This window comes from Mesorhizobium sp. M2A.F.Ca.ET.042.01.1.1 (assembly GCF_003997405.1).
Taxonomy (GTDB): Bacteria; Pseudomonadota; Alphaproteobacteria; order Rhizobiales; family Rhizobiaceae; genus Mesorhizobium.
Genome location: NZ_RZRX01000111.1, coordinates 1 through 19,613 on the forward strand (window position 1 = coordinate 1; position 19,613 = coordinate 19,613).

Genomic DNA, 19,613 nt, shown 5'->3' on the forward strand with positions numbered 1-19,613 from the left:
GTGCCGAGCCGCAGGAAACGTCCCGCGCTGAAGGTTATCGGCGCCAAAGCAATTCCAGGAAAAGTGTGAAGCGGTTTTCCGTCTGGAATTGCGTCAAAACAGAAAAACTGGAGCATTTCGCCGTTTCCGTGAAACGGTGAAAATGCGCCAGGGCCCTGTCCTGACGGCTGGACTTGCATGGCTGCTTTTTGTCGGGCCAGCTTGCAAAGCGGGGAGCGCGTTCGAAAATACAATGCTAAGAGGCAGTTGGCTGAGGCAATTCCAGGAAAACCGCGCGACGGTCTTCCATCCGGAGTTGCTCGAACAAGGACTTGAAGCGTGGCGCCCGCGTTTGAGTGCGTCGTGCTTCTGGGTGAGGAAGCATGGCAAAGACTGATATAGCGCGGCGCGTCTACAACCACACATGGAAGCTGGACCCGATCGTCCGCAGCCTGCTGGACACCGACTTCTACAAGCTTCTGATGCTGCAGATGATCTGGGGCATGTATCCCAAGGTCGACGCCACCTTCACCTTGATCAACCGCACGACCTCGGTGCGCCTGGCCGATGAGATCGACGAAGGGGAATTGCGCGAGCAGCTCGACCATGCCCGCACTTTGCGTTTCTCCAAGAAGGAGATGATCTGGCTGGGCGGCAACACCTTTTACGGCCGCAAGCAGATCTTCGAGCCGGAATTCCTCGCATGGCTAGAGGATTTCCGCTTGCCCGCCTACGAGCTGTCCAGGCGCGACGGTCAGTACGTGCTCTCCTTCCCCGGCCCCTGGATGTACACGACGCTCTGGGAAATCCCCGCCTTGGCCATCATCAACGAGCTGCGCTCGCGAGCCGCGATGCGTTCCTTCGGCCCCTTCGCGCTCGATGTGCTCTATGCTCGCGCCAAGGCCAAGATGTGGGCCAAGACCGAGCGGCTGAAGGCGCTGCCCGGCATCCGCATTTCCGACTTCGGCACAAGACGCCGTCACTCTTTCCTCTGGCAGCGCTGGTGCGTCGAGGCGCTGAAGGAAGGGATCGGCGATGCCTTCACCGGCACCTCCAACGTGCTTCTGGCCATGGACAATGACCTCGAGGCTTTGGGCACCAACGCGCATGAACTGCCGATGGTGTTCGGGGCTCTTGCCAACTCCGAGGAGGAGTTGCGGCAGTCGCCCTACAAGGTGCTGCAGGACTGGCAGCGCTATTATGGCGGCAATCTCCTGATCGTGCTGCCCGACGCCTTCGGCACGGACTCCTTCCTGCGCGACGCGCCGGACTGGGTCGCCGACTGGACCGGCTTCCGCCCCGACAGCGCGCCGCCGATCGAGGGCGGCGAGAAGATCATCGACTGGTGGCGCAAGAAGGGCAAGGACCCCAAGCAGAAGCTGCTGATCTTCTCCGACGGCCTCGAGGTCGAGACCATTGAGGAGACCTACAGGCACTTCCGCGGCAAGGTGCGCATGTCCTTCGGCTGGGGCACCAACCTCACCAACGATTTCGAAGGCTGCGCGCCGACGGAGACCGACAGCCTCGACGCCATCTCGCTGGTCTGCAAGGTGACGGAAGCCAATGGGCGGCCGGCGGTGAAGCTGTCGGACAACCCTGCCAAGGCGACCGGGGATGAGAAGGAGATCAAGCGCTATCTGCGCATCTTTGGCGAGAAGGGAAGGGTGGAGCATCTGGTGAAGGTGTAGAGGCTTAAGGCCTGGACGAATGGAATTCCTGGATAAGCCGAGTTCCTTCGCGCCCCCCTCTGTCCTGCCGGACATCTCCCCCACAAGGGGGGAGATTGAGCTGTCATCACCGTCTTCGCCAACCTCGGACGTTGCAGGAGGAAAGCCGGCGCCGAAACCGCCGATCTCCCCCCTTGTGGGGGAGATGTCCGGCAGGACAGAGGGGGGCGCCGTAGAGCGCCGACCTTCGAGGCTGGCCTTTCTTGCAACTGCACTTGCCTCCTTTCTCCCCACCCCCGCCTTAGCTCATGCCTCCGATCGAGGCCACGTCCTGCTCCTCCCGACCGGCTTCTATATCGCCGGCGGCGCGCTGGCTGTGGCCGTCAGCTTCCTCGTCCTGGCGCTGCTGCCGCCCACTGCGCTTGACCGCTTCTGGCGCCGGCGCTTGCCCATGCTCACCTTTGGCGATGCTCCGCGCACCCTCTTCAGCTTGATTTCATTTGCCGGCTACATACTTCTCGTCGCCGCCGGCTTTCTGGGCAGCCGCGACCCGCTATCCAATCCACTGCCGCTGGTGATCTGGACGCTGCTCTGGGCCGGCTTCACGCTGCTGCAGGGCGTGCTCGGCGATCTCTGGTCATGGCTCAATCCGTGGTACGGCCCTTGGCGTGTCGCCTCTCGCGTGCTCGGCCTTCCTGCGGACGATGAAAAGCGATCGCGCCTGCCCAACTCGCTCGGCTACCGGCCGGCCTTCGTGCTGTTCTTTGCCTTCGCCTGGTTCGAGCTGATCGATCCCGCGCCTGACGATCCCGCGCGCCTGGCCTTTGCCGCCGGCATGTATTGGCTGGTTAGCTTCATCGCCATGCTCATCGTCGGCTATGATGACTGGAGCAAACGGGGTGAATTCCTGACCGTCTTCTTCGCCATGGTCGCCCGCTTCGCGCCCTTTGAGCGCCGCGAAGGCCACCTCTCCTTGTGCTGGCCCGGCGCCAAGCTGCTGACGGCCGAGCCGTTGCCACCGAGCGGCACCGCCTTTCTCCTCCTCGCCCTGTCTTCGGTGTCCTTCGACGGCCTGTCGAAAACCTTCTTCTGGCTCGGCCTGTTCGGCGTCAATCCGCTGGAATATCCCGGCCGCACCGCGCTGATCGGCATCGGCAGTTTTGGCTTGGTGCTCACCTTCGTCTTGCTGGCGGCGGTGTTCGCCCTGGCCGTCTTTCTCGGCCAGCGCCTCGCCGGCGACAAACATTCTTTCGGCGAGGTGGTCGGCCTGCTGGTCTGGTCGATCGTGCCGATCGCGCTTGCCTATCACATCGCGCATTACCTCGCGGCGCTGCTGGTCGACGGCCAGTACGCGCTGGTCGCACTCTCCGATCCTTTCGCGCTCGGCTGGAATCTCTTCGGCACCGCTAACATGATGGTCGAAGCGGGCGTCGTTGCCGGCGCTCAGTCGGCTTGGTGGCTGTGGAATCTGCAGGCCGGTGTCATCATAGCCGGCCATGTGCTGGCGGTGCTCGTCGCGCATAGCCTTGCCTGGCGTCTCCATCGGCAGCCATCGCGCGCAGCGCTCAGTCAATTGCCACTCACCTTGCTGATGATCGCCTACACGATCTTCGGCCTTTGGTTGCTTGCCACGCCGACCGCCGGATGACACAAAGCGTGCCAACGATGCCGTCGGGTAAAGCTCGCTTGCCAGGCCAAAGCTTTGGTGATTTAGTTTGTACACATGCAATTTTTCCATCCTTCGGAACGGGATGGATTAGCCGCCTTATCGCTGGTCAAGACTGAAAAAACAGGGGAACGGACATGGCTGACAAGAACGGATTTTTCGACCTCTCCAAGACGACGCTGTCGCGCCGCACCGCGCTGAAAGGCATCGCCGCCGGTGCCGGCCTGGCACTGGCGCCCGGCTTCGTCCGCTACAGCCAGGCGCAGAGCTCGGCACCGATCAGAATAGGCTTCCAGTCGCACCGCACCGGCATCGGCGCCGCCTATGGCCGCTGGTACGAGAAGACGAGTGCTGCCGCCGTCAAGGCGATCAACGATGCCGGCGGCATCGGTGGCCGCAAGGTCGAGCTGGTTATCGAGGATGACGGCACCGATCCGGCGCGCGGCGCCGAGGTGGTCAACAAATTCGCCAAGCAGCACAAGACCGACATCGTCTTCGGCACTTTGTTCTCGCATGTCGTGATCGGCTCGGCGCCCGCCGCCGGCGAGAACAAGATCCCCTATTTCGTGGTCAGCGAAGGCCACCACGTCGCCTCGACCAAGCTCAACCGCTACGTCTTCCAGCCCGGCATCACCGACGTGAAGAGCCAGATCCAGTCCATGGCGCCGTGGATCGCGGCGAATGCCGGCAAGAAGGTGACGCAGATCTTCCCCGACTTCGCCTTCGGCTACGACCATCGCGACTACCTGCCGCCGGCGCTGAAGGCGCAAGGCGCCGACGTCATCGCCCAGATCGCTATCCCGCCGACGGAAAGCTCCTTCACCAAATACTTCCCGCAGATCCCGGCCGAGACCGAGGTGATCTACCACGTCATGGTCGGCCCTGCTGTGCTCACCTTCGTCAAGGAGCTCGGCGAGTTCTACGGTTCGCAAAGGCCGCAGCTTTTCGGCTTCATGGATTCGCTCGAGGCCGTCGACATCAACAGCCCCGGCCTCGAATTCCTCGACGGCAGCCATTTCTGGGAAGGCTCGCCGCGCTACGCGCAGCCCGATGATTCCGCCGCGCAGAAGGCCTATCGCGCCGCCGTCGGCATCGACGACAATGGCGCCGCCGTCGGCGATCCCAAGGACATCTCCACCGCCTCGCACATGTTCGGCTGCTGGGAAACGCTCTACGTCGTCAAGAAGGCGATGGAAGATGCCGGCTACAAGGGACCGGAGGACCGCGCCAAGCTGGTCGAGGCGACCGAGGCGCTGAAGGAATTCGCCGAGGGACCGGAGCATCCGCAGGGGCCAAAAACCTTCAACGGCAAGATCCACCAGTGCTTTGGTATCCAGAACATCTCCAAGGTCGAAGGCGGCAAGCTCAAGGTCGTGCACAAGACCAAGATCGAGGACGGCCTCTACGAGCCGGAAGGGGATTACACGACGCAGGCGCTGTAGGTTCATTCCAACCAGCGTGAGCGCCCAGGCCCCCCTCTCTGTCCTGCCGGACATCTCCCCCTCAAGGGGGGAGATCAGCTGTTATTTCCGCTTTCGCCAATCGCCCAGGCCGGCAGGTGGGCGCCTTCGCAGGAACTGCCAATCTCCGCCCTTGAGGGGGAGATGCCCGGCAGGGCAGAGAGGGGTGCGCTTGGCACCTGCCTGCGTGTAATGCACTTCGGACCCCATCTCCTCCTCGCCGCCCTCGAAGGCCTCGTCACCTCCGCCGTGCTGGCGCTGACGGCGCTCGGCCTGTCGCTGGTGTTCGGCGTCATGCGCATCGTCAATGTCGCGCATGGCGAGTTCTTCATGCTGGGCGCGGTGCTCGCCTGGGCGGTCTCGACCGCGATTTCCGGCCATCCGGCCATCGGCTTCGCCGCAGCGCTCGTGATCGCGCCCTTGCTCGTCGGGCTGGTCGCGTTTCTCGCCGAATGGCTGGTGCTGCGGCGGCTGAACTACAACCCCGAAAGCACCATCGTCGCCACCATCGGCATGCTCTACATCATCCAGCAACTCGCGCTCACCTTTTACGGGCCGGAGGCACGCCCGGTCGAGCCGCCCTTCAGCTATCGCATCCTTCTGCCGTGGTTCGGCTATTCCGGCTACAAGCTGTCGGTGGTCGCGGCTTCCGCCATCCTGCTCGTGATCACCTGGCTGGTGCTGACCCGCACCAGGATCGGACTGATCATGCGAGCCACCCAATATGACCGCGAGACGGCGCAGGCCTTCGGCATTCCGGTCGAGCGCGTCTATGCCGGCGTCTTCGCCGTCGGCGCCATGCTGGCGGCCATCGCCGCGGTGCTGATCGTGCCGATCAGCCAGGCGCATTATCTGATGGGGCAGGACCCGCTGCTTCTGTCTTTCATCGTCGTCATCATCGGTGGCCTGGGATCGCTCCGCGGAACCGTCGTCGCCGCCATCCTGATCGGCCTCTCCGACGGCATCATCTCGATGTTCTTCTCGCCGACCTTGGCCAAGATCATCGCCACGCTGGTGGTCGCCATGGTGCTGGTGTTCCGCCCGCAAGGCCTGTTCGGAACCGCGCCGCGATGAGGGATGCTTCGCCGGCAAAGACCTACGCCCTGCATATCGGCGTCATCGCGCTTCTGTTCGCGCTGAACTTCGTCCTGCCGGATTATCATCAGGGTCTGTTCGCCCGCATCATGGCGCTGGCGGTCTTTGCCATGGGCTACAACCTGCTCTTCGGCTATGTCGGCCTGCTCAGCCTCGGCCACGCCATGTTCTTCTCGGCCGGCCTCTATGGCGCGGGCCTGACTGTCTACCACCTCGGCTGGGGCGTGCCGCAAGCCTTCCTTGCCGGCGTCGCTTGCGGCGCGCTGCTCGCTCTGGTCATCGGCCTGCTGGCGCTGCGGACTTCAGGCGTGGCCTTCATGATCGTCACCATGATGTTCGCCCAGGTCTTCTATCTGATGATCCTCTATTTCGCCGCCTGGACCGGCGGCGACCAGGGGCTGGTCATCCAGCAGGCATCGCGGGTGATTTCGATCGGCGGCGTCTCGCTCGACCTGACCAACCCGACGGTGCGCTACATGGGCGCGCTGGCGTTGTTCTCGGTTGTGCTGCTTATCACGCTTGCCCTTGTCCGCTCCCGCTTCGGCCGCGTGCTGGTCGCCATCCGAGAGAACGAAGAGCGCACAAAGATGCTTGGCTATGACACGGTGGCCAACAAGCTCGTCGCTGTCGTCGCCTCGGGCGCCATCTGCGCGGCGTCGGGCGCCGCCTATGCGCTGCTGTTCGGCTATGTCGGATCGAATTTCGCGTCGATCCAGTATTCCATCCTGCCGCTGCTTTGGGTGCTGCTCGGCGGCGCCGCGACCACGCTCGGGCCGCTCATCGGCACCCTGTTCATGTATTATGTCACCGACATCACGAGCGGCTTCACCTCGGCCTATCTCCTGATCGTCGGCGTCGCGCTCATCCTGCTCGTTCTGTTTGCCCCGAAAGGCATCATGGGCAGCATCCGCGAGCGCTGGCTGGGGTGGCTGCCATGACGCCGCTGCTCACCACCAAGGGCCTGTCGCGTCAGTTCGGCGGCCTGCGCGCCGTCGACGGCGTCGACTTCGCGCTGATGCCGGGCGAGATCCGCGCCGTCATCGGCCCGAACGGCGCCGGCAAGACGACTTTCGTCAGCCTGCTCTCGGGCCGCATCCGGCCGTCGTCGGGTGCCGTTGTCTTCGACGGCGTCGACATCACCGCCATGCCGGCCTACCAACGGGTCAGGCTCGGCGTCGCCTACACGTTCCAGATCACCAGCGTCTTCGCCAATCTCACGGTCTTCGACAATGTCGCGCTGCCGGTGCAGCGTACGCTGACGGACGGCCGCACCAAGGGGCAGGTCAGGACCGGCGTCATGGCGGCGCTGGAGCGCACCGGACTTGCCGACCGCGCCGGCACGCTGGCCGCGCATCTTTCCTACGGCCACCAGCGTCTGCTCGAAGTGGCGATGGGCCTGGCGCTGAAGCCGCGTTTGCTGATCCTCGATGAGCCCACACAGGGCCTGGCCGACAGCGAGATCGACAATTTCATCACGCTGGTGCGCGGGATCGCCAGGGACGCGACGGTTCTTCTGATCGAGCACAACATGCCGGTCGTCATGGGACTCGCCGACCGCATCACCGTCTTCAATTCGGGCAAGATCCTGGCGGAAGGCACGCCGGGTGAGATCCGCGCCAACTCGCAAGTCCAGGACGCCTATCTCGGAGCGACCCATGGCTGATACGGGATTGCTCACCATTGCCGGCCTCGATTGCTTCTATGGCGAGGTGCAGGTGCTCTACGGCCTCGACCTGGCCTTAAACAAGGGCGAGGTGCTGTGCCTGTTCGGCCGCAACGGCGCCGGCAAGACGACGACGCTGAAGGCAATCATGGGGCTGGTCCCGGCGGCCGCCGGCTCGATCAAGCTGGATGGCAAGGAACTGACTGGCCTCGCCGCGCATGACGTGCCCAAGGCTGGCGTCGCCTATGTGCCGCAGGGCAGGCGCCTGTTCGCCGAGATGAGCGTTGCGGAAAACATCGAGATCGGCTTGATGGCGCGCGGCAAGGGCAGAGAGACGCGCGAGAACGTCCTCGATCTCTTCCCGCTGCTACGCGAGCGGCTGAAGCAGCGTTCCGGCACGCTGTCCGGTGGCGAGCAGCAGATGCTGGCCATGGCCCGCGCGCTCTGCCTCGAACCGCAGGTGCTGTTGCTGGACGAGCCGACCGAGGGCCTGATGCCGTCGATGATCGCCAGGATCCGCGAAACGGTGGCCAAGCTGCGCGACCTCGGCGTTTCCACCATCCTGGTCGAGCAGCGCGTCGACGCCGTGCTCTCGGTCGCCGACCGCGTTTGCTTCATCGAGAACGGCCGCAATCGCGAGACGGTGGACGTCGAAGCGCTGCGGGCGGATCCCTCGGCGGTGCGAAGATATGTTGGGGTGGGCTGAGGCCCCTGAAATTGCCGCAGCCTCGAAAATTGGCGGGCGTGGCGACGCCTCAGGTTGTTCCTCGCCCCACGTAAGTGGGGAGAGGTGGCTCGGCGAAGCCGAGACGGAGAGGGGAGCGCCCTACGAAAGCCCCCGCTCCGGCCGCTTCGCGGCCACCTCTCCCCCGCTTTGCGGGGGCGAGGAACCCAGGACAATGAAGGACAGCGCCAGTGTCCTTCGCCTCACCTGAAAAACAAAAACCCGGCAATCAAAAAGGTCGGGATCAGCACAAGGCCGGACCACATCATATAGCCGAAGAAACCCGGCATCTTGAAGCCGCGATGCCTGGCGATGGCGAAGACCATGAAGTTGGGCGCGTTGCCGATATAGGTGTTGGCGCCCATGAACACGGCGCCGGCCGAGATCGCAGCAAGCGTCGAGGCGGCCTCCGTCATCAGGTGCCGCGCATCGCCTCCGGCGAGCTCGAAGAACACCAGATAGGTCGGTGCGTTGTCGAGGAAGGAAGACAGCGCCCCGGTCAGCCAGAAATAGGCCAGATCGTTGGGCTGGCCGTCAGCGGAGGTGACAAGCGACACCAGCGGCGCCAGCGCGCCGTCATGGCCGGCCCGCAGGATGGCGATGACCGGCACGATGCAGATGAAGATGCCGGCAAACAATTTCGCCACCTCGGCGATCGGCCCCCAGGTGAAGCCGTTGGCCTCTCGGTGGCTCTTGTACGAGACCTTCAGCGACAGGAAGGCCAGCACCAGGATGACGGCGTCGCGCACCAGGTTCTGCAACTCGAGGCCGACGCCGAAAATCGGGATGCTGACGCCCGGCTTCCAGCTCGCCGAAAGCAGGATCGCGCCGATCACGCCGGCGAGCAGCGGCAGGTTGGCGAGCCCGCGCAGGCGCACCTTTGTATCAGGCGTCGGGTCCTTGATCTTCGGCATGCCGGCCTCGCGGCGATGCAGGACCAGATCGATCGCCAGGAACACCGCCAGCACCAGCCCGCCGACAAAAAGCGTGTCCGGCAGGATGTGCACTGTCGTCCAGAAGAAATCCACGCCGCGCAGGAAGCCGACGAACAGCGGCGGGTCGCCGAGCGGCGTCAGCGAGCCGCCGATGTTGGAGACCAGGAAGATGAAGAAAATCACCACATGGGCGTTGAACGGCCGGTTGTCGTTGGCGCGCAGCATCGGCCGGATCAGGATCATCGAGGCGCCGGTCGTGCCGATGACCGAGGCAAGCAGCGCGCCGATGAGCAGCAGGCCGGCATTGGTGAGCGGCGTGCCATGGATGTTGCCGGCAAGCAGGATGCCGCCCGAGATGGTGTAGAGCGCGAACAACAGGATGATGAAGGACAGATATTCGGTGAGCAGCGTGTGCAGCACGGCCTCGCCTGCCGTCGGAATGCCGAAAGCGACGGCCAGCGGGACCACTGCCAGCGCCGCCCAGCCGGCGGCGATCTTGCCGTAATGATGTTCCCACAGGTGATGAAAGAGCAGCGGTCCGGTCGCGATCGACAGCAGCAGGCCGGCAAAGGGCAGTCCCCACCACAGCGACATCGCTGCGCCGGGCAGTTCGTGCATTTCAGCGGCGTAAGCCTGTGCTGGGAATAGTAGCAACACGGCAAGTGAAGCGAATGAGAAAAACCCCTTCGTCCGGCCGCCGCGCGCCTTCCCCTTCTCCCCTTGTGGGGTCCGAAGGACGGGGCGAGACCCGTGGCTCGCCCCCGGGCGGTGGATCGGCGCGTAGCGCCGAGACGGATGAGGGGTGTTCCAGCGGAGTGAGGCGCCGACGTTCCCTGGAGCACCCCTCATCCGTCGCCTTCGGCGACACCACCCGGCCCTTCGCTGGCTCAGGGCGTTCGAAGCTCGAAAAGCCAAGCAATTGGCTTTTCGTCCGCTGCGCGGACCGCTTCTCACCCCACAAGGGGAGAAGGGGGAGCCCGCAATCCGGGTGAGGGGGTCTTTCCCCACGGTCCGGTCAATCCGCCGAGTGATCTTCGAGCGTCACGCCGGCTTCGCGCATGCGCTTCAGCATCGCCTCGACCGAGCCGTTGAGGTCGATGCCGCGGCAGGCGTCGAGCCGGACCGTCGTTCTGAAACCCTGCTTCACCGCGTCGAGCGCGGAAAAGGCAACGCAGAAATCGGTGGCGAGCCCGACCAGCGTGATCGTGTCGATGCCGCGCTCCTTCAGGTAGCCGCCAAGGCCGGTTGGCGTCGCGTGGTCGTTCTCGAAGAACGCCGAATAGGAGTCGATCGCTGTGCGGAACCCCTTGCGGATCACCAGCTCGGCCTTGGTCCAGGCAAGCCCGGAATGGAAATCGGAACCGAGGCTGCCCTGGATGCAATGGTCCGGCCACAAGGTCTGCGGCCCATAGGGCATGTCTATGGTTTCGAAGGGCTGTTTGCCCGGATGGCTGGAGGCGAAGCTCGAATGACCGGCCGGGTGCCAGTCCTGCGTCAGGATCACGTGGTCGGTCCGCCGGATCAGGTCGTTGACCAAAGGCACGATCTCGTCGCCGCCGGCCACCGCCAGCGCGCCGCCTGGACAAAAATCGTTCTGCAGGTCGATGACGATCAGCGCTTCGTCGGCCATGCGGCTTCCTCTCGTTTGGGCCCCTTCGTATCGGGTTGAGGCTCCAGTCCAAAGCCGCTGACGCGACCGGACACGGAACCTTGACCAGATGGGCGGCGGCGTCAACCTCCGGCACCATAACAATCGCGTTCAGGTCTTTGCCGCGCCAACTCCGGCTTTGACAATTCCGACCGGCCTGATATCATTTGCATACGAATGAATTTGACCGGTCTGGATACCGGCGGAAAGTCCCAGGGCAAGGCGCTTTGGGCGGGCCAATCGGGGACGGCTCGTTTCTGGGAAGGTTCTGGAAGGCAGAGCGTGATCCGTTACGCGAAACCCACCACGGTCGACGAGGCGCTCGCTTTGCTTGGCGAGGACCGCTGGCGGATACTCGCCGGCGGCACGGATTTCTATCCGGCGCAGGGCGCAAAACCCTTCCGCGACAACATCCTCGACATCAACGGTCTCGCCGAACTGCGCGGCATCGAAGAGACCGACGAATACTGGCGGATCGGCGCCCGAACGAGGTGGACCGACATCGTGCGCCTGCCGCTCTCGCCCGCCTTCGACGCGCTGAAATCCGCCGCGCGCGAAGTCGGCTCGGTCCAGATCCAAAACGTCGCCTCGATTGCCGGCAATCTCTGCAACGCCTCGCCCGCCGCCGACGGCGTGCCGGCGCTGCTTGCGCTCGACGCCGATGTTGAATTGCACACGGCGAAAGCCACCCGTCATCTGCCGCTCGACGCGTTCATACTTGGCAATCGCCGCACGGCGCTGCAGCCGGGCGAGATGGTCACCGCCATCCGCGTGCCGAAGCGTTCCGCGGTCGGCACCTCGGCCTTCGTCAAGCTCGGCGCCCGTCGCTATCTCGTCATCTCGATCGCCATGACTGCGGCGCGGATTGTGGTCGAGAATGGCGTCGTCGCCGAAGCGGCGATCGCGGTCGGTTCCTGCTCGGCGGTCGCCCGCCGCCTCGCCGGCGTCGAGGCGGTCCTGCGCGGGCGTCCGATCGACGAGGCGCTTGCCGACGTGGTGCTGTCGGCGCCCATCGATGAATTGTCGCCGATCGCCGATGTGCGCGGCAGCGCCGAGTACCGGGAGCATGCGGCGCGCGAGATCGTCGTCCGCGCTGTGCGCTCTGCAATTGGCCTCGACCAAGGCAAGGTGGCCGCATGAGCATGGTCCGACCCGGCATGGCACAGTCCGGCATGGCCCAGTCCGGCATCGAACGCGCCGACATTGCCTTCGAGGTCAACGGCGCCGCCGTCCGGGTTTCCGTGCCGCCGGTGCGACGCCTGTCGCAGGTGTTGCGCGACGAGTTGCGGCTGACCGGCACCAAGGTCGGCTGCGACGCCGGCGATTGCGGCGCCTGCACGGTGCTGGTCGATGGCGATCCGGTCTGCGCCTGCCTTGTACCGGCGGCGTCCGTCACTGGCGCTTCCGTGACCACTGTCGAAGGTCTTGCCAATGGCAGGCTTTCGGCGCTGCAGGCCTCCTTCCTCGAACATGGCGCCGCGCAATGCGGCATCTGCACGCCCGGCCTGCTGGTCGCGGCCACCGCGCTCTTGGAGCGCAACCCGACACCCAGCGAGGCAGAGACGCAGGATGCGCTGGGCGGCGTGCTCTGCCGCTGCACCGGCTACCGGAAGATCGTCGCTGCGGTGATGCAAGCCTCGCGGCACATGAACGGCATAGACCTTCGCCTGCCGGACGTGGGCCGCGCGGTCGGCGCTTCGCCGATCCGGCTCGATGGCGTGCCGAAGGTCACCGGCGACGAGAAGTTCGGCGGCGATTCCTTCCCGGCCGACGCGCTGTCTGTGCTGGTGGTCCGCTCGCCGCATTATCATGCCGGCTTCAGCTTCGGCGATCTCGATGCCTGGGTCAAAGCGCATCCCGGCATCGCCGATGTTTTCACCGCCGCAGATATTCCCGGCAGGAACTGCTTCGGCGTTATCGGTCCCTTTGCCGACCAGCCGGCGCTGGCCGAAGGCTTTGTCCGCCTGCGCGGCGAGGCTGTGGCGCTGGTGGCGGGCGAGCGTGAGGCGATCCTCGATCTCGACCTGACGGATTTTCCGATCGCCTGGACCGAGCTGCCGCATGTGCTGCAGCCGCGTGAGGCGAAGGCCGAAGGTGCTGCGCGGATCCACAGCCACCGACCCGCGAACCTGCTCACCTCCGGCTATGTCGAACGCGGCGATCCGGAACGAGCGCTCGCCGGCGCGACGGTCACGGCATCCGGCGCCATCGAAACCTCTTTCGTCGAGCACGCCTATATCGAGCCGGAAGCCGGCTACGCTTACATGGATGGCGATACGCTGGTCGTCGTTGCCTGCACGCAAGCGCCCTATATGGACCGCGACGACACCGCCAAGGTGCTTGGGCTTGCCGTCGACAAGGTCCGCATCGTGCCGACCGCGACCGGCGGCGGCTTCGGCTCGAAGCTTGATGTCTCGCTGCAGCCGCTGATCGGCCTTGTCGTGATGAAGACGGGTCGGCCGGCGGCGCTTGCCTACACCCGCAATGAATCGATGATGTCGACCACCAAGCGCCATCCTGCCGAAATGAAGGCGACCATCGGCGCTGATGCCGAGGGCCGCATCACCGGCATGGTCTTCGAGGGCGATTTCAACACCGGCGCCTATGCCAGCTGGGGGCCGACCGTCGCGAACCGCGTTCCGGTGCATGCCTCCGGCCCCTATGCCACGCCGAACTACCGCGCCACCGGCTACGCCATTCACACCAACGGCCCGATCGCCGGCGCCTTCCGCGGCTTCGGTGTGCCGCAGGCCACCATCATGCAGGAAACGCTCTATGACGAGCTCGCCGGCAAGCTCGGTATGGACCGTCTGGATTTTCGGCTGAAGAACTGCCTGCGCGACGGCTGCGAGACGGTCACCGGCCAGCGCCTGGAATCGGGCGTCGGCATCGGCGAATGCCTGGATCAGCTTCGGCCGCATTGGACGCGTGCGCTGGCGGACGCGGAGGCGTTCAATGCGATCCACACCGCGAGCAAGCGCGGTGTCGGTGTCGCCTCCTGCTGGTATGGCTGCGGCAACACCTCGCTGCCCAATCCCTCGACCATCAAGGTCGGCATCTCGGCCTCGGGCGACGTCGTCCTGCATCAGGGCGCGGTCGATATCGGCCAGGGCTCCAACACGGTGATCACGCAGATCTGCGCCGACGCGCTCGGCCTGCCGCTGGACAAGTTCAAGCTGAGGAGCGCCGACACCGCGATCACGCCCGACGCCGGCAAAACATCTGCCTCGCGCCAGACTTTTGTAACGGGCAAGGCGGCGGAGAAGGCGGGCCGCTCGTTGCGCGAAAAAATCCTGCGCTTCGCCAACGTCTCGGAACAGGCGACGATAGCGCTCGACGGTGCGAACCTTTCCATCCGCGAAGGCGATGCCGCGCGGCGCATCGATCTGTCCGAGTTGAAGGTCGATGCCGACGGCATGGTGTTCGTCGCCGAAGAAACCTACGACCCCCCGACGCTGCCGCTCGACGCCAAGGGCCAGGGCAAACCCTATGCCGTCTATGGCTATGGCGCGCAGATCGCCGAGCTCGAGGTCGATCTGAAGCTCGGCACGGTGAAGCTGATCAAGGTCACCGCAGCGCATGATGTCGGCAAGGCGATCAATCCGGTGCTGGTCGAAGGCCAGATCGAGGGCGGCATCGCGCAGGGCATCGGCATGGCGCTGATGGAGGAATACATCCCCGGCCGCACCGAGAATTTGCACGACTATCTCATCCCGACCATCGGCGACGTGCCGCCGGTCGAGCACATATTGGTCGAGGTTCCGGATCCGGAAGGACCCTTCGGCGCCAAGGGCCTGGGCGAGCATGTGCTGATCCCCACCGCGCCGGCGATCCTCAACGCCATCCGCCACGCCACCGGCGTCCTGGTCACCAAGGTGCCGGCGACGCCGAGCCGCATCCTGGCGGCGATCCGCGAGAAGGAGGCGCGCCGATGAGCGAGCTTGCCGAACGTTTCGAAACCCACGACCCCGGCGAGAAGCAGGTGGCGGAGAAGATCCGCTGCGATGCCTGCCCGGTCATGTGCTATATCGCTGACGGCCGCACCGGCGCCTGCGACCGCTACGGCAATGTCGGCGGCCGCATCGTGCGCATGGATCCGCTGACCATCCTCGACCATGCCGCCGAGACCGGCGGCGCGGTCGTGCCTTTCGTTGCCGAGGGCGAGGCCTGGAACGGCGAGCTGGTCAACACCGGAAGGCGCTTCGTCACCGCGATCGGCGCCGGAACCACCTATCCGGACTACAAGCCGGCGCCCTTCATCGTCAGCCAGGAGGTCGAGGGCGTCGATCTCGTCACCGTCGTCACCGAAGGGATATTCTCCTACTGCGGCGTCAAGGTGAAGATCGATACCGACCGCCATATCGGCGACGAGACGGCAATCGTGCGCTCGCAAGGCGAGGCGATCGGCCATGTCACCACAGGCGAATACGGCTCGCAGATGCTGTCGCTCGGCGGCGTCCATCATTTGACCGGCGGCTCCAAGCAGGAAGGCCGCGCCACTTGCGACGCGCTGCTCAACCTCTGCAACCGCAAGCCGGTCGAGCTCGCCATCGACGGCGGCGCCACGGTGATCGTCGAAGCCGGCAAACCGCCGGTCATCGACGGCAAGGTCGAGCACCGCATGCGCGTCGGCTGCGGCTCGGCCACCATCGGCATGTTCGCCACGCAATGGCGCGGGCTGGTCGACGAGGTGGTGGTGGTCGACGACCACATCACCGGCGTCGTCTCGGAGCATCAGGCCGGCAAGGTGCTGGGCTGGGAAGACACCGGCATAAAGATCATCGGCCGCCGTTCGACGCCCGGCCGCTATTTCAAGGTTTCGGAACCCGGCCTCGGCTGGGGCGGCACGACGATTTCCGACCCGCTGTCGATCCTCGGCGACTGGAACGCCAAGAAGGGCGCGCGCCCCGGCCTGTCGCTCCTGATGGTGTCGACCACCGGCGAGCAGTTCGCCTATTACGAACTGAACGACGAGTTGAAGCCGGTCCAAAAACCGTTTCCGGAGCGGCTGCAGAAGTCCGTCGGCCTGATCGAGGACAATTGCGAGCCGGCGCTCTGCACGGTTCTCTTCATCGGCGGCGCCGGCGGCTCGCTGCGCGCCGGCGTCACCGAAAACCCGGTCAACCTCACCCGCTCGGTGCAGGGCTTGAGGACCTATGTCACGGTGGGCGGCGCGCCGGTCTATGTCTGGCCGGGCGGCGGCATCACGCTGATGGTCGACGTCACCCGCGTGCCGGAAGGCGCCTTTGGCTATGTGCCCACGCCGGCTCTGGTCGCGCCGATCGAGTTCACCATGCGCCGCGACGATTATGTCCGGCTGGGCGGCTATGAGAATGAGATACGCAGCGTCGAGGATATCCTCGCCAAGGGCGGCGAGTATCTCAACCCGCGCCGCGGCACCGGCGCGCCGGTCAACAACCCCTGGCCGCCGCTGGCGCAGCTGCGGCGCGCGGCGGCGAACGGTGCCGGCTGATGAACGGCCCGCAGGCGCATTGGCTTGCCGACGGCCGGCGGCTCCATCTCAACCATGGGCCGATAGACCTCATCGTCGAGGCCTTCGGCTCTGACGACGAGCGCCGCGCCGCCTACGAGCAGGCGGTCTCGCGCTTCCAGACGATCCTGATCGAGCTGGTCGAGGAGCTGCCCGAGTTGCGCCTGCCAGCCTTCTTCCTCGCGCCGCGCGATTTCGCCGGCCCGACGGCGCGCCGCATGGAAGCAGCCGTCATGCCATTGGCGGAATGCTTCATCACGCCGATGGCCGCCGTTGCCGGTTCGGTAGCCGACGAAATTCTTGCCGCGATGCTCGCCGGCCGGCGGCTTGACCGCGCTTATGTTAACAATGGCGGCGATTGCGCCATCTATCTCGGCAGGGATCAGTCGATGACGGTGGCGATTGCCGGCACCGGCAATGGCATGGTCGATCGCGTCGGCATCCGCGCCGAGGATGGTGTGCGCGGTGTTGCCACCAGCGGCTGGCGCGGCCGCTCGTTTTCGTTCGGCATCGCCGATGCCGTCACCGTTCTCGCGCCGACCGGCGCCGAGGCCGATGCGGCGGCGACGCTGATTGCCAACGCCGTCGACCTGCCCGGTCACCCTGCCATCGCGCGCGTTCCGGCGCGCGACCTGGCGCCCGACAGCGATCTCGGAGAGCAACTGGTGACGCAGAGCGTCGGCGCGCTTTCACCGGGCGACATTGCCCGGGCGCTGGACAAGGGCCTCGCCGTCGCCGAAGATTTTCGCCGGCGCGGCCTGGTCGCGGCCTCGGCGCTGTTTCTGGCGGGTGAGGCCCGCATCAGCGGCGCGATAGCGCTCGCCGCGCCCAACAAGCATGCACAGGAGGAATTTGCCGATGCCTGAGTTTCCGATCCGCAAGGTCGCGGTGCTGACCGAGGAGATTTTCCACGACGGCGGGCCCGTGGCGAAAGAGCCCCGCCTTCGCGCGGCGGCTCTCGCAGTGGTCAAGAACCCTTTCGCCGGCCGTTATGTGGAAGAGCTGCAGGGCGCGATGGAGGACCTGAAGCCGCTCGGGTTGTTGCTTTCCGACAGGCTGATTGCCGCGCTCGGCGGCGACGTGAAGAAGATCGACGGTTATGGCAAGGGCGCCATCGTCGGCACCGCCGGAGAGCTGGAGCATGGCGCGCTCTGGCATGTGCCGGGCGGCTATGCCATGCGCGAGCGGCTCGGCGACGCCAAGGCCATCGTGCCCTCGGCCAAGAAGGTCGGCGCTTTCGGTTCAAGGCTCGACGTGCCGCTTGGCCACATCAACGCCGCCTATGTGCGCAGCCATTTCGACGCCATGGAAGTCGGCATCAGCGACGGCCCGCGTCCCGACGAGATCCTGTTTTGCCTCGCCATGACCTGCGGCCCGCGTGTCCATAACCGCATGGGCGGGCTGGCGGCGCAGGACATCAAGGCATGGGATGGCCTCAGATGAGCGGCGAGGACAATCTGCTGCGGCTGGTCGAGGCCGAGGATGGCGACGAGAACAACTACCATTTGCAGGACCAGGTCGGCTTCATCCTGCGCAAGGCGCATCAGCGCCATGTCTCGATCTTCGCCTCGCATATCGGCGACCTGACACCGCCGCAATTCGCCGCTTTGGCCAAGCTCTACGACATCGGTGAAACCTCGCAGAACCAGCTGGGAACGCTGATCGCCATGGACGCCGCCACCGTGAAGGGTGTCATCGACCGGCTGAAGGCGCGCGGGCTGGTCGAGGTTTCCAAGCACGAGGTCGACAAGAGGCGGCTGCTGGTCAATCTGACGCCGGAAGGCCGCGAGGCGATCGAGCGGCTGATCCCGCTTGCCCGCGCCATCACCGAGGAAACGCTGGCGCCGCTGACGGCGAAGGAGGCCGCGACGTTTCTGCGGCTGCTGGCTAAGCTGGCGTAGCCCTCCAACTTCGTCATTCCAGGGCGGAGCAGGAGCGAAGCTCCGTCGCAAAGATCCTGGAATCCATGCCGTTACCTCAGCCGACCGTGGGCGGCGCCTCTTCGCAACGGCATGGATTCTATGGTCTGCGCGCGTCGCTTCGCTCCTTGCTACGCCATAGAATGACGACGCGATGCACGTTGCGGCCAATATCGAAAGCCGGCGCAAGCATGATCGCCAGCGCGCCGCCTACAAATCCACCCCGAACATCTCCCTGGCCTGCTCGGCCGTATAGTACCCCAACCGGACATCCTCGGCGATCTGCTTCGGATCACGTTCGCGCGGATCGCCATAGCCGCCGCCGCCCGGCGTGCCGACGCGCACGCGGTCGCCGGCCTTGAGCGCGATGTCCTGTTCCTTGGAAAGATGCGGCGGCACATGCGCTTCGCCGCCCCGGAACACAGTCACGCTGTTCGGCGCGCCGTCCTTGCCGCCGAGCGCGCCCTGCGGCCCGAAGCGGCCGTGATCCATGACGAAGGACGCGCGTGCCTCGCCGCGCAGGATCTCGACCTCGTAGGCGAGCCCAAAGCCGCCGCGATGTTTGCCGGCGCCGCCCGAGCCTTCGCGCAGCGCATAGTGCCGGTAAAGCACCGGAAAAGCCTGCTCCATGATCTCGACCGGCGGCGACTTCGAAATGCCGATGGTCGAGCAGCCATTGCTCAAGCCGTCATGGCCGGCATTGCCGCCATAGCCGCCGCCGGAGATCTGGTACATGACATAGTCACGGCCACGCGCCGGATCGTTGCCGCCGAGCGCGAAATTGCCGCTGGAGCCGGCGGGCGCCGCCGTTACTTTCTCCGGCAGCGCCTGCACCATCGCGGCGAACACCGCCTCGGCAATGCGCTGCGAGACCTCCGCTGCGCATCCCGAAACCGGCCGCGGATATTTCGCGTCGAGGAACGTGCCCTCAGGCCGCTTCACATTTAGCGGCTCGAAGGCGCCGGCGCTGATCGGCACTTCCGGAAAAATATGCCGCATGGCCAGGTAAACAGACGACAGGGTCGTCGCCAGCACGCTGTTCATCGGCCCTGCGCAGGGTGCTGATGAGCCGGCAAAGTCGAAGGTCAGCGTATCGCCCTTTTTCTCGACGGCGAGATTGATGGTCAGCGGTTCGTTCACCACTCCGTCGGAATCGACGAAGGCCTGCGAGCGATACACGCCGTCCGGTATGACGGCGATCGAGGCGCGCATTTGCTCGGCGGCGCGGCGGCGCAGCTCCGCGATCGCCTCGACGACGGTTTCGTCGCCGTAACGATCGAGGATTTCATTGAGCCTGTCCTGGCCGATCAGCAATGCCGCCGCCTGCGCTCGGATGTCGCCGATCCGCTGGTCGGCGACGCGGATG

At 65.3% G+C, this 19,613-nt stretch carries 16 protein-coding genes; 13 read left to right on the forward strand and 3 right to left on the reverse strand.

Features of this window, described 5'->3' with window-relative positions; translation table 11 throughout:
* Window positions 1-362 precede the first annotated feature (362 nt).
* From pncB to EOA23_RS18020, 7 genes are all read left to right on the forward strand, one after another.
* On the forward strand, window positions 363-1,667 hold the full coding sequence (pncB, locus tag EOA23_RS17985) for a nicotinate phosphoribosyltransferase (RefSeq protein ID WP_127305125.1): 1,305 nt from the start codon (window positions 363-365) through the stop codon (window positions 1,665-1,667).
* A gap of 184 nt (window positions 1,668-1,851) precedes the next feature.
* A complete protein-coding gene (locus tag EOA23_RS17995; RefSeq protein WP_127305126.1) occupies window positions 1,852-3,294 on the forward strand; it encodes a hypothetical protein in 1,443 nt (480 codons plus the stop codon).
* Between the two features lie 155 nt (window positions 3,295-3,449).
* Complete coding sequence (locus EOA23_RS18000; RefSeq protein ID WP_127305127.1) at window positions 3,450-4,754, forward strand: ABC transporter substrate-binding protein; 1,305 nt, start codon at window positions 3,450-3,452, stop codon at window positions 4,752-4,754.
* Between the two features lie 210 nt (window positions 4,755-4,964).
* Complete coding sequence (locus EOA23_RS18005) at window positions 4,965-5,846, forward strand: branched-chain amino acid ABC transporter permease (RefSeq protein ID WP_127305140.1); 882 nt, start codon at window positions 4,965-4,967, stop codon at window positions 5,844-5,846.
* Window positions 5,843-6,805, forward strand: a complete 963-nt coding sequence (locus tag EOA23_RS18010) for a branched-chain amino acid ABC transporter permease (RefSeq protein ID WP_127305128.1) — start codon at window positions 5,843-5,845, stop codon at window positions 6,803-6,805. Before EOA23_RS18005 ends, EOA23_RS18010 begins: the two co-directional genes overlap by 4 nt.
* Window positions 6,802-7,530 (forward strand): ABC transporter ATP-binding protein, encoded by a 729-nt coding sequence (locus EOA23_RS18015; protein ID WP_127305129.1) that lies wholly within the window; start codon window positions 6,802-6,804, stop codon window positions 7,528-7,530. Before EOA23_RS18010 ends, EOA23_RS18015 begins: the two co-directional genes overlap by 4 nt.
* Window positions 7,523-8,236, forward strand: a complete 714-nt coding sequence (locus EOA23_RS18020) for an ABC transporter ATP-binding protein (protein ID WP_127305130.1) — start codon at window positions 7,523-7,525, stop codon at window positions 8,234-8,236. Before EOA23_RS18015 ends, EOA23_RS18020 begins: the two co-directional genes overlap by 8 nt.
* A gap of 221 nt (window positions 8,237-8,457) precedes the next feature.
* Here the strand turns inward: EOA23_RS18020 and EOA23_RS18025 are convergent, their stop codons facing one another.
* Both EOA23_RS18025 and pncA read right to left on the reverse strand, forming a co-directional pair.
* On the reverse strand, window positions 8,458-9,807 hold the full coding sequence (locus EOA23_RS18025) for a sodium:proton antiporter (RefSeq protein WP_127305131.1): 1,350 nt from the start codon (window positions 9,805-9,807) through the stop codon (window positions 8,458-8,460).
* Window positions 9,808-10,204: 397 nt separating this feature from the next.
* The gene (pncA, locus tag EOA23_RS18030; RefSeq protein WP_127305132.1) at window positions 10,205-10,819 is read right to left on the reverse strand and encodes a bifunctional nicotinamidase/pyrazinamidase; all 615 of its coding nucleotides are present in this window, start codon (window positions 10,817-10,819) and stop codon (window positions 10,205-10,207) included.
* A 300-nt stretch (window positions 10,820-11,119) separates the two neighbouring features.
* Between pncA and EOA23_RS18035 the strand changes: the two genes are divergently transcribed.
* The 6 genes from EOA23_RS18035 to EOA23_RS18060 are packed head-to-tail and all read left to right on the forward strand — an operon-like array spanning window position 11,120 to window position 18,229.
* Window positions 11,120-11,977 (forward strand): xanthine dehydrogenase family protein subunit M, encoded by an 858-nt coding sequence (locus tag EOA23_RS18035; protein WP_127305133.1) that lies wholly within the window; start codon window positions 11,120-11,122, stop codon window positions 11,975-11,977.
* A complete protein-coding gene (locus EOA23_RS18040) occupies window positions 11,974-14,772 on the forward strand; it encodes a molybdopterin-dependent oxidoreductase (RefSeq protein ID WP_127305134.1) in 2,799 nt (932 codons plus the stop codon). Before EOA23_RS18035 ends, EOA23_RS18040 begins: the two co-directional genes overlap by 4 nt.
* A complete protein-coding gene (locus EOA23_RS18045) occupies window positions 14,769-16,310 on the forward strand; it encodes a 6-hydroxynicotinate reductase (RefSeq protein WP_127305135.1) in 1,542 nt (513 codons plus the stop codon). The genes EOA23_RS18040 and EOA23_RS18045 overlap by 4 nt, the downstream gene beginning before the upstream one ends.
* On the forward strand, window positions 16,310-17,194 hold the full coding sequence (locus tag EOA23_RS18050; protein ID WP_127305136.1) for a UPF0280 family protein: 885 nt from the start codon (window positions 16,310-16,312) through the stop codon (window positions 17,192-17,194). The genes EOA23_RS18045 and EOA23_RS18050 overlap by 1 nt, the downstream gene beginning before the upstream one ends.
* Window positions 17,187-17,771 (forward strand): amino acid synthesis family protein, encoded by a 585-nt coding sequence (locus EOA23_RS18055; protein ID WP_127305137.1) that lies wholly within the window; start codon window positions 17,187-17,189, stop codon window positions 17,769-17,771. Before EOA23_RS18050 ends, EOA23_RS18055 begins: the two co-directional genes overlap by 8 nt.
* Complete coding sequence (locus EOA23_RS18060) at window positions 17,768-18,229, forward strand: MarR family transcriptional regulator (RefSeq protein ID WP_127305138.1); 462 nt, start codon at window positions 17,768-17,770, stop codon at window positions 18,227-18,229. The genes EOA23_RS18055 and EOA23_RS18060 overlap by 4 nt, the downstream gene beginning before the upstream one ends.
* A gap of 228 nt (window positions 18,230-18,457) precedes the next feature.
* On the opposite strand, the gene EOA23_RS18065 is transcribed toward EOA23_RS18060, so the two are convergent.
* On the reverse strand, window positions 18,458-19,613 hold a 1,156-nt coding region (locus tag EOA23_RS18065), incomplete at its 5' end, for a hydantoinase B/oxoprolinase family protein (protein ID WP_127305139.1).